Source organism: Corynebacterium sp. (genome assembly GCF_030826625.1).
GTDB lineage: Bacteria > Actinomycetota > Actinomycetes > Mycobacteriales > Mycobacteriaceae > Corynebacterium.
The window spans coordinates 1-10,758 of the sequence record NZ_JAPJNQ010000074.1 but is presented as its reverse complement, the minus strand read 5'-3'; the positions used below and the strand labels follow the sequence as shown (position 1 = coordinate 10,758).

The following is a 10,758-nucleotide window of genomic DNA, read 5'->3' as shown; positions in this document are numbered from 1 at the left end:
TCGCCAGCTGCTTCAAGCTCAGCATTCGGCAGCGCGAGGCGAGGAAATCACTGCTCTGATAGCTGAAGGCGTCGATTACACCGAGCGCATGAAAATCGTCGAAGAAATCACTTGGCCAATGCCTCGCCGGGAAGAACTCGATGCGGCTTTTGAAACCTATTGCCAAGGGCATCCGTGGGCGCGGGAATTTGATATCTCTCCGAAGTCCGTCGTGCGCGATATGTTGGAAAACTCCATGACGTTTTCCGACCTCATCGCTACTTACGGGCTTGCACGATCCGAAGGCGTGGTGCTGCGCTACCTCACCGATGCGTGGCGTACTCTGAGCCATTCTGTACCTGCCGAAGCCAAAACCGACGAGCTTGCCGACGTGATCGTCTGGCTTGGCGAATTAATCCAGCAGGTGGACTCCTCGCTTGTCGACGAGTGGGCAACTATGAGCGATGACGACGCACCCGTATCACAGGATCGGGTTGACCGCGAACTCGCTTTCGGAGTTGATGATCCTACTGCTCTGAGTGCAAACCCTCGTGCATTAAAGATCATGGTGCGCAATTATATGTTCCGTCTGGTGCAATTATTCGCCTTGGAACGTGAAGAGCGTCTGGAAGAACTCCTTGATTATTTGGATGACTATCCTGACTTCAGTGATGCATTAGACGACTATTTCGACGCCTACGCTGATCTGGATACTGGCCCAGAAGCCCGCGGTCCAGAGTTTTTCCGCCTTGAAGCTTCGACACGTTCGCGACTGTGGCCGGTACGCCAGATCATCAAAGACCCCGAGGGAAATAATGATTTCCAGTTCGTCGCGACCGTCGATCTTGATGCCAGCGACGAGGCTGGAGAGGTGCGCCTGCGAGATCTGCACATCGAACGCTAGCCTAGCGGCGCGAGTAGTAGAGTGAGCAGCTACAGCAGGTCGACTTGGATCCAGCAACAAGCGAGCATCGATTACAACCGCTGCCATGCCACTGCACCTTTTAAGCAAATTGATAGCTGCAAACTTAATTTTTAGATAAACTGATAGTTATGCCTAATAAGGAGTTTAGCCCGACGCTGTCACAGCTGCGTACATTCGCTACCGTCGCAGAAAACCGACACTTTGGTACAGCGGCCACGAAATTGGGGATTTCCCAGCCTTCGTTGTCGCAAGCGTTGGTGACTCTCGAGCAAGGCTTAGGTGTGCAGCTCATCGAACGATCAACTCGTAAAGTAATCGTTACAGCCGCTGGTGAGCAACTGCTCCCCTACGCTCTAGCTACTTTGCAGGCAGCAGAGCTTTTTGTTACCGAATCTCGAGGCTCTACCGGCACCTTGGATGGCGTATTAACTCTTGGAATTATCCCCACCGTCGCGCCATATATTCTGCCAGATGTATTGCGCACCACCGCAGCCGAATATCCTAATCTGACGCTGCGCATCGTTGAAGAGCAGACGAATCACCTGCTGCAGCAACTGCGAGATGGGCAGATCGATGTCGCAATGATCGCTCTACCGACCAACGTATCGTCGCTGGTAGAAAAACCTTTGTACACCGAAAGAATGGCGGTGGTCGTCAACGATCAACACGAATTGGCAGACCGTCATGACCTTAGCTTGGATGCGCTACATGATGTCGAATTACTCTTGCTTGACGACGGGCATTGCTTACGCGATCAGGTATTAGAGCTGTGCCGCCGGGTCGACCGGCAACCGCCTTCACAAAATTCGTGGGTCACCCGTGCAGCTTCGTTAAGTACGATCATGCAGCTGGTCGTCGCTCGATTCGGTGCGACGCTGGTGCCGGAATCCGCACTTGATGCTGAATGTCGTAAGCCTGGGCTATCCGTATCCTATTTTTCTGCCGATGTGCAAGCTGATCGCACAATCGGGTTGGTTTACCGGGCCTCAAGTTCTCGCGGTGATGACTATGAAGCCTTGGGTGCGGTCTTACAACGCGCCCACGAAGCCGCGCTCGAGCGCGCAACTGATTTCCGGGCACGCAACTGATTGTTGCTCAGGAAGCTGGAGCCGTCGGCTGCCTGGAATGCTTAGTGAGATTCATGCCCTGCTGCTTGTCGGAACATGTGCGCCATCATCAGGCAATAAGCCGGCATAATCACGATGATGCCTAACGACAAGGTGATGACCACGAAGATGGTCATTGCGATATTGGCAACGATGATGAAAAGCAGAAGTCTGCCAAAGTTATTCCACCCGATCTTCCAGCCAGCGCGGAAGCTTGCGCTGAATCCGAATTGACCGCTGGCGGCTGCCCATTGCATAAACGCACTGACGATGGACCACACGAGCATCGCTACTGCGCCTACGAGCATGAGTACTAATTCAGAGGCACCAATCGAAGTTTCGCCGGTGACAGCATCGCCAAAGCCTCGACTCACCGGGAACAGCGTGACGAGGTACAGGATTGTGCTGACGATTGCGGTGCACAGCATAACCCCGATCGCACGAAGGACAGGCGTGTCTTTCCACAGGTGCCCCCACCCCGTGTTTGGGTCCTCGACCTGGAAAAGTGCAAGGCGATATAGATACGGGGCTAGTACTAAGGTTGCCAGCATGATGATCAAGGTGAACACCGTGCTCGCTGCGTCACCGGTGGCATTAGCGCCCGCGGCGGGTTCTTCCGGATTATCAAAGACTCCAGTGCTAGCAAGGATCGCGAAATTGGCAGCAGCGGCGCCAATGATTGCAAGGAAGATGATAAGCCCGATCAGCAACCACAGTTTGGCGTTTTTAAAGGTTGTCGAAAAGCCCCATGAAACTGCCTGCAGCACATCAATTTTGCCGGCTGGGCCAGCCTGGGCAGCAGACGCACCGGTGGCGCTGGCTCCTGCTGCGTGTGCGCCGGCATCGGCGCTTCCGGCATAGGCTCCGTATGCTGCTTGTTCCGCACCGGCGTAACCGAAATCTGTCCGGTCTTCGGGGTGATTGCTTGGCGGATAATAGGGTTTATCTTCGTTATCGCCATCGTGTGGAGGGTTTGTTCCGTCATGTGGAGGATTGGTCATGACAGACACCTACCTTTCTCTGTCCTCTATTTGCGCTCTTTCGCCGTATCCGTTGTGTGCTGTCCGTAGTCTGTTGTGTACAGCCCACTGCACGTTGACGAAAATCATTCTCGGTTTACAGCCTATCAAGAGTTAGGATTACCAGATTAGTGGTGACTAGACTAGGGCAAACGCCATGAATAGTTCACAACATCATCACAAAGCTTCCGCACCTGCTATGGATCAATCATCAACTCGTTCTGCACCATCATCACACACTGCACCATCCCCAGATGCTCATTCGCGGGAGTCAAAAGTGCCCACGAAAAAGGAGTTGTATAAACAGCTCGACGATCTCCGTTTGGCCGACCAACAGCGCTTTCGCCGACGCTTATCCAAAGCTAAAGCAAAGCGGGCATTGCATGCGATTTCACAAGACTTGGAACAAGCTGCCACCCGTATCCCCGCGATCGAGCAGGCTTTGCCACCTATCACATTCCCCGATGAACTTCCGGTGAGCCACAGCGTCGAGGAGATTTCTACGGCGATTACGAACAACCAGGTGGTGGTGATTGCTGGTGAGACTGGTTCGGGCAAAACTACACAAATTCCGAAGATTTGTTTGCAGTTAGGTCGAGGGCGTTCCGGGTTAATTGGCCATACCCAACCGCGTCGTTTGGCGGCTCGTACAGTCGCAGAACGCATCAGTGATGAGCTTGGCCAATCAATTGGTGATTCCGTCGGTTATGCGATTCGCTTTGATGATCGCGTCGGCAAGCACACCGCTGTCAAATTGATGACGGATGGTATTTTACTGGCGGAGCTGCAGCGTGATCCCAACTTGTACGCCTATGACACGATCATCATCGATGAGGCGCACGAGCGCAGCCTGAATATCGATTTTTTGCTGGGTTATCTCAAGCGCCTGCTGCCTAAGCGTCCAGAGCTCAAACTGATTATTACCTCAGCGACTATTGATCCAGAGCGTTTTGCCGAGCATTTCCGCGATCCGCGTACGAATGAGCCTGCACCGATTATTGAAGTTTCTGGTCGTACCTATCCGGTGGAAGTCCGTTACCGCCCACTGGAAATTGAAGTCGATGGCAAAACGGTAGCCATCGATCCATTGGATGGCCTGGCGAGCGCGGCCGAAGAGTTGCTGACTGAAGGCAGCGGCGATATATTGTGCTTTTTCCCTGGCGAGCGTGATATTCGCGATGCTCAGGATGCACTGGAGAAAAAACGCTGGCGGGGTGTGGAGATCGTGCCCTTGTTTGGGCGGTTATCAAACCAGGAACAGCACCGCGTGTTTTCCCCGCACAGTAAACGACGCATCGTGTTGGCTACCAATATCGCAGAAACCTCGTTGACTGTACCGGGGATCCACTATGTTATTGATACCGGCACCGCGCGTATCTCCCGTTATTCCACGCGCACAAAGGTTCAGCGTCTGCCGATTGAGCCGATTTCTCAAGCGAGCGCGAACCAACGCGCGGGTCGCTGTGGGCGTATCGCAGATGGAGTTGCGATTCGGTTGTATTCCGAAGACGATTTCGCCGCACGTCCGGAATTTACAGACCCAGAGATTTTACGCACCAACCTAGCAAGCGTAATTTTGCAAATGTCTTCCCTCAAGCTTGGTACCGTTGCAGATTTTCCTTTTGTGCAACCGCCGGAACCGAAAGCAGTGCGCGATGGGTTGGTACTGCTCGACGAACTCGATGCCATCGCATCGCCACCCAATGACGACGCGCCACCGCGTTTGACCGAGATCGGCCGGCAGCTGGCGAGGATTCCGGTGGATCCTCGTCTGGCCCGTATGTTGGTTGAGGCACAGCAACTGGGATGCCTAGAACCTGTCATCATTTTGGTTGCTGCGATGACGTTGCAAGATGTGCGGGAACGACCGCTGGAAAAACAACAGCAAGCAGACCAGGCGCATGCACGTTTCCGCTCACGCACTAGCGACTTTCTGGGGTTGCTCTCCTTGTGGGGATATATCACTTCCCAGCGTGCGGAATTGTCTGGAAATCAGTTCCGGAAGCGAATGAAGGATGAGTATCTACATTTCATGCGCATCCGTGAGTGGTTTGATTTGGTGCGCCAGCTCAAAGACATCGCCTGCGAGATGAAGTGGGACCTTCCTATCAAGCACGAAAACTCCACTGCTGAGAGCGGATTCGTTGAGGGTGAATTCACCGGAGACTCTACTGCGGTTCACCGGGCCCTGCTGACTGGTTTGTTGTCGAATATCGGTGCGCGCATCAGTGAATCTTCGGAATATCAAGGTGCACGCGGCACGAAGTTTCTCATTTTTCCGGGTTCTGGAGTAGCTAAAAAACCTCCTGAACTGGTGATGGCTTCAGAACTGGTAGAAACCTCGAAGCTGTTTGCCCGTGGGGTGGCAGCGATTGAGCCGACCTGGGTAGAGTCTGCCGCTCAATCATTGCTGAAACACCAATATTCCGATCCCCGTTGGTCCTATAAACGGGGTGCTGCCGTCGTCACGCAACGATCCACTTTATATGGTGTGCCGATTGTTGCTGACCGGACGATTTCTTATCACCGGGTCGACCCTCAAGCAGCGCGCTCAATGTTTATCCAGCATGCGCTGGTTGCGGGTGAATGGAAAACTTCACACAAGTTCTTCCACGACAACCTGGATAAGCTTTCTGCTGCGGGAGAATACGAGGAAAAGGCTCGCCGTCGTGGCATTATTGCTGATGAAGAGGCTTTATACGAGTTTTATGATCGCCGCATTCCGGATACAGTCACTCATTCCAAGTCTTTTGATGGCTGGTGGAAGAAAACATATAAGAAACAGCCAAGTCTATTAGATTTTGATCCGGAAGAACTGATCGGTGATGCTGCTGAATCAGTTACAGAACAAGCGTTTCCTGACTATTGGCGCCATGCAGGACTAGACCTCGAATTAGACTACCTATTCGAGCCCGGACATCAACGTGATGGTGTGACCGTGAATATTCCAGTCCCCATGCTCGCCAGCGTAGATCCCGAACCTTTCGAATGGCTCGTGCCAGGATTGCGCGAAGAACTAGTCACCGAACTTATTCGCGGTCTCCCAAAGGCTTTGCGTCGCAGCCTGGTTCCCGCGCCGGATTTTGCGGTACGGGCCATGGAACACCTCTTGCCGTATGAGTCTGACCTGTTAGACCAAGTGGCCGCTGCCTTCCAAAAATTGGGTGCGCGTGGCATCAATTCCAGTGATTTTGCGATCGCTAAACTACCGCCACATTTAAAAATGACGTTCGCCGCGATTGATAAGCGCGGACAGATCATCGACAGCGATAAAAGCCTTTCTGCGTTACAGAAACGGCAGGCAGGAAAAATTAGTGCTTCGATCACGAAAAAGGTGCAACGCAGTGTGCAGAAGCCAGGTGCTGCACCGAAGCCTAATCAGCCTGCCCAAAGACACTACGTGGCTGACTGGACCGCCGATAATCTCGGCACCATTCCTGAAGAGATTCAGCATGAAGTTGACCAGCACACGGTAACGGCTTATCCGGCGCTAACGATTAGCGAACAGGGCTTGTCGGTGCAGTACTATCCGACGCGTGATGCTGCGAATTCTGCGATGATAACTGCCACGTTAACCTTGTTACTGCGCGAATTAGACGTCAATACGCAGAAGATGGTCAATGGCTTGCCTTTACAGCAACGGGTCGCAGTCGACCATTACCCTCATGGTGGTGCTGCCGGTTTGGTTAATGATGCCCGTATTGCAGCCTTACGCGATTTGATGCTCTCCCTCGGCGGCCCGGTACGCAAACCTGAGAAATTTGCTGAGCTAAAATCGACGATTGCACAGTCATTGCCACGTGAAGTACGCCAGAGCGTCGTCGCTATCGCTCCGGGGTTAGTGCGTTATTCCAAGCTTGCCGACGAGTTGCAGGATTGGGAAGGCCCAGCGATTGATGATATGCGCGAGCAACTCAGTTTCTTATTGCCGAAAAATGCCATTAGTACACATGGGCTACAACAGTTGCGGCATCTACCTCGGTATCTGCAGGCAATGGAGATCCGCTTAGCGGATATGGCAACAAATCCGGACAAGGATGGCGAACGCCAAGATGTTATTGATGAATGTCGGGCGTATTTGCGCAATCGGTTGCGCCGGTTGCCTACCGGGACAGAGAAGTCACCAGCAGTAGCAAAAATCAAATGGATGATCGAAGAATTACGGGTGAGCTTGTTTGCCCAACGACTAGGTACCGCGCACCCGGTATCTGCCCGCCGAGTGAATAAAGCTATAGATGCGCTCGGCAAGAAACCTTGATGCGCTGCCTGTGCTCGTTGATGGCGAACTAGTTTCCTCGTTCGCGGCGGCGCATCAGCCGGATTTCTGATTCGAAATCTTGCGCGCTATCAAAGGACTTGTAGACCGAGGCAAAGCGCAGATAGGCAACTTCATCGAGTTCCCGAAGCGGCTCCAAAATCGCCAGCCCGATGGCGTTTGCGTCTACTTGTGAACTACCGTGCCCGCGGACGGTTTCTTCAACTTGCTGCGCTAGCCGTTTCAGCGAATCTTCCGTAACCGGCCTGCCCTGACAGGCACGGTGCACGCCCCTGATGAGCTTATCACGCGAAAATGGCTCGGTGAGTCCGTTGCGTTTAACGACCAGGAGCACTGATTTTTCGACGGTGGTGAAACGCCCCTTGCACTCAGTACATTCTCGGCGGCGTCGAATGGCGACCCCAGCATCGACTAAGCGGGAGTCGACGACTCTGGATTGTTCATGGTGACAAAATGGGCAGTACACGACCTCACCTATGCTCGTTTATTACCGACAATTCAGCAATGCCGATACCAAGAAAACCTCTTTGCCTTGTGATGCTACCGCCAATCCGTATAAACAGGTATTCGCCCGTTTAACAGAGTTTTTATGCGATACCAAGTACAACACCAATCGCCATGATTAGACCCAATATCGCCCCGAGAAAATAGGATGCTGCGACTGATGAAGAAGTTTCCCCTGTCGGTTCGATGCGAGTGCGAGTCTGTAAGTTCTCGGTGGTTCCAGAAGTGACGCTACCCGGCACATCTGCGCCCGGCAGCGGTTGCAACGTATAGATCATTTCTGGGCAAGCCGTATGGGTACTTCTCCCCGATTCGGCGCCTGCACGAGAATTCGAGGAGGTCCTCATACACCCCCGAGAGCCAGGACCACGATCAACCCGCGGCACCTCCCATTGCGCTGCTGCCGGAACCGTGACTGTGTTTGCGGTTAACGTCCGCGGCTGTGCTGCTAATAAGTGCTGGCGAATGTGCATCATGACTAATGCTCACGCTCCCTTCCGCATCGTTGTTATTTGTTCCAACTGAAAGAAAGGTTAAGCCCCGGCCGTCACACCCACATTCGAAAACTAGTAATTGTGTTCGATTAAACTTTCCATTAGACTCAGAGTTGCCACACGGAAACATATTCTCACGTAAGTTCTATACCAAGCATGTGAACTAGGCCATAAAGGGATTTCTCAGCTCGTAGGTTCCTAAATCTTTAGGTCCTCAAGTTCCTCGGTCCCTAAGTTCTCTGCGTACAACCATTGACTACAGATATAGGAGCTATGTATGCCGCGCCCACGCACTACCTCCGCACCCAAGCCGACGTTCGAACAACTCAGCCACCGCCAGCGTCGAATCCTTGAAGTTATCAGGGATGCAGTAATGCTCCGCGGTTATCCGCCAAGCATCCGCGAGATCGGTGATACCGCAGGGCTGCAATCCACCTCATCGGTGGCTTATCAGCTGAAGCAATTGGAAGAAAAAGGATTTCTACAGCGCGATCCCAATAAACCGCGCGCGATGATCGTGCGCAACATGCCGGAAGCCAAAAAACCCGGCAAGCGTGTATCCAGCACCAAACAGCCCACTGATGCAACGGCAGCACCGGCTGATGCATCGGGGTATTGCTACGTTCCCGTTTTGGGCAGAATTGCTGCAGGCTCACCCATCACAGCAGAAGAGAATATTGATTCCTACTACCCCATGCCAGAAGAAATCGTCGGCGGAGGCGATCTTTTCATGCTGCAGGTTGTCGGCGAGTCAATGAAAGACGCTGGAATTTTGGACGGTGATTGGGTAGTTGTCCGTTCACAAAAAGTTGCGGAAGTCGGTGAATTCGTCGCAGCTCTACTCGAAGGTGAAGAAGCCACGGTCAAAGAGTTCCACCGGGATTCTTCTGGAGTCTGGTTACTGCCACACAATGACGCTTTCAGCCCTATTCCTGGCGACGAAGCTGAGATCATGGGCAAGGTAGTTTCGGTCATCCGCAAGCTTTAAGTACATAGTGTCCCGCTGAGAAACACCACAGTGCGGCATACCAGTGCCAGTACGAGAACACCACGCTAAGAGGCCGCACTAAGCACTAAGGCAGAAAGGACTCTGCACGCAGCATGTACGCGGAAGAACGACGACGCCATATCGCTTCTTTGGCTGCAGTCGATGGTTGGGTCAAAGTCGGCACCCTCGCCGAACGATTTTCAGTGACCTCGGAGACTATTCGCCGAGACCTCGCGGCTCTCGATGAAATTGGGGCTGTGCAGCGTGTCCGTGGCGGTGCGCGGGCTGCGCATAATTATCAAACCTCGGAAGTGCCCCTGGCCGATCGCAATCGTTCGGCCGCCGACGCCAAAATCGCGATTGCTACCGCAGCATTACAATTTGTGCCCGCTTCCGGTACGATTTTCATCGGAGCTGGTACCACCAACAATTACCTGGCTGATTTTCTCGGACAAACTGAGCGCGCGTCCAATCTCGAAATCGTGATCAATAGCCTGCCGGGTGCATTAAACCTGGCTGCTTATGGATTGGACAACATACAGTTACTCGGCGGAACAGTACGCGGGATGACGCAATCCATCGTTGGGCCAGCGGCTCTGAGGTCCTTAGCTCTCAAGCGCGCCGACGTCGCTTTCATCGGCACTGATGCGCTCACCGTCGAACATGGGCTTTCCACGGCTGATACTCAAGAAGCCGCAATCAAAACTGCGTTCATGACGAATTCCAGCAAGTCCGTGGTTTTGTGCGATTCCAGCAAGCTGGGGCGCGATTATCTCGTGAGCTTCGCGACGGTAACAGACATCGACGTCCTCATCACCGACTCCGCAGCCCCGAGTGCCTTGGTGGCCGCGCTCGAACAGCGCGGGGTAGAAGTCGTCGTCGTAGAACGCTAACGCGGGGTATTCCCCTAACGCTTGCCTTCACCAACGCGGGAATACAACCACCGCAAAATCGGGTAAACCACCATGATGCCTACTGAGCCCCAGGCGATACCTTCCAGCTCCACTGCCCCGATGGGCAGCGTCAGGTTTCCGATACCAGCTACCAACGCGATCGCGGCCGCGGTCAGGTTCACAGGATTATTGAAATTGACGTCATTGTCCATCCAAATGCGCACCCCCAACATTCCGATTAAGCCGTAGAGCAACAACGTAGCCCCACCCAGTACCCCGACGGGGATGCTAAAAATCAGGGCGCCGAATTTCGGGATGAAGGCTAAAGCCACCGCGCACAACGCCGCAACCCAGTAAGCAGCAGTAGAATAGACTTTCGTTGCTGCCATCACTCCAATATTTTCCGCGTAGGTCGTCGTACCCGAGCCACCTGCACCGCCAGCCAAGGTGGTAGCCAAACCGTCGGCAAGCAAAGCATCACCAGCCAAATGATCCACGTTGCGACCAGTCATCGCGGAAACCGCCTTGACGTGTCCAACATTTTCAGCGATCAATACCACCAGCACCGGTAGAG

The 10,758-nt window shown here is 53.4% G+C and carries 9 protein-coding genes; 5 read left to right on the top strand and 4 right to left on the bottom strand.

The genetic code is table 11. The features are described from left to right. On the top strand, positions 1-883 hold an 883-nt coding region (locus RCH87_RS08700; protein ID WP_306516315.1), incomplete at its 5' end, for a DUF3516 domain-containing protein. A gap of 149 nt (positions 884-1,032) precedes the next feature. Further along, the gene (locus tag RCH87_RS08695; protein WP_306516314.1) at positions 1,033-1,992 is read left to right on the top strand and encodes a hydrogen peroxide-inducible genes activator; all 960 of its coding nucleotides are present in this window, start codon (positions 1,033-1,035) and stop codon (positions 1,990-1,992) included. A gap of 41 nt (positions 1,993-2,033) precedes the next feature. Here the strand turns inward: RCH87_RS08695 and RCH87_RS08690 are convergent, their stop codons facing one another. After that, positions 2,034-3,011, bottom strand: a complete 978-nt coding sequence (locus RCH87_RS08690; protein ID WP_306516313.1) for a hypothetical protein — start codon at positions 3,009-3,011, stop codon at positions 2,034-2,036. A 217-nt stretch (positions 3,012-3,228) separates the two neighbouring features. Here RCH87_RS08690 and hrpA point away from each other — a divergent pair, with 217 nt between their 5' ends. Beyond that, the gene (gene hrpA, locus RCH87_RS08685; protein WP_373690962.1) at positions 3,229-7,287 is read left to right on the top strand and encodes an ATP-dependent RNA helicase HrpA; all 4,059 of its coding nucleotides are present in this window, start codon (positions 3,229-3,231) and stop codon (positions 7,285-7,287) included. Between the two features lie 28 nt (positions 7,288-7,315). On the opposite strand, the gene nrdR is transcribed toward hrpA, so the two are convergent. Together nrdR and RCH87_RS08675 are read right to left on the bottom strand one after the other, a co-directional pair. Continuing rightward, entirely contained in the window at positions 7,316-7,771 is a 456-nt protein-coding gene (nrdR, locus tag RCH87_RS08680) for a transcriptional regulator NrdR (protein WP_306516311.1), read from the bottom strand. A 121-nt stretch (positions 7,772-7,892) separates the two neighbouring features. Next, positions 7,893-8,087, bottom strand: a complete 195-nt coding sequence (locus RCH87_RS08675; RefSeq protein ID WP_306516310.1) for a hypothetical protein — start codon at positions 8,085-8,087, stop codon at positions 7,893-7,895. A gap of 493 nt (positions 8,088-8,580) precedes the next feature. On the opposite strand from RCH87_RS08675, the gene lexA reads away from it, so the two are divergent. Then, the gene (gene lexA, locus RCH87_RS08670; protein ID WP_306516309.1) at positions 8,581-9,291 is read left to right on the top strand and encodes a transcriptional repressor LexA; all 711 of its coding nucleotides are present in this window, start codon (positions 8,581-8,583) and stop codon (positions 9,289-9,291) included. Between the two features lie 113 nt (positions 9,292-9,404). Next, complete coding sequence (locus RCH87_RS08665; protein WP_306516308.1) at positions 9,405-10,184, top strand: DeoR/GlpR family DNA-binding transcription regulator; 780 nt, start codon at positions 9,405-9,407, stop codon at positions 10,182-10,184. Positions 10,185-10,198: 14 nt separating this feature from the next. Here the strand turns inward: RCH87_RS08665 and RCH87_RS08660 are convergent. Further along, positions 10,199-10,758: solute carrier family 23 protein (locus RCH87_RS08660; protein ID WP_306516307.1), on the bottom strand; the 560-nt coding region annotated here is incomplete at its 5' end.

Coding starts and splice junctions, on each gene's coding strand:
- hrpA (WP_373690962.1), top strand. CDS start 3,229: ATGGATCAATCATCAACTCGTTCTGCACCATCATCACACACTGCACCA.
- RCH87_RS08690 (WP_306516313.1), bottom strand. CDS start 3,011: ATGACCAATCCTCCACATGACGGAACAAACCCTCCACACGATGGCGAT.
- lexA (WP_306516309.1), top strand. CDS start 8,581: ATGCCGCGCCCACGCACTACCTCCGCACCCAAGCCGACGTTCGAACAA.
- RCH87_RS08675 (WP_306516310.1), bottom strand. CDS start 8,087: ATGATCTATACGTTGCAACCGCTGCCGGGCGCAGATGTGCCGGGTAGC.
- RCH87_RS08665 (WP_306516308.1), top strand. CDS start 9,405: ATGTACGCGGAAGAACGACGACGCCATATCGCTTCTTTGGCTGCAGTC.
- RCH87_RS08695 (WP_306516314.1), top strand. CDS start 1,033: ATGCCTAATAAGGAGTTTAGCCCGACGCTGTCACAGCTGCGTACATTC.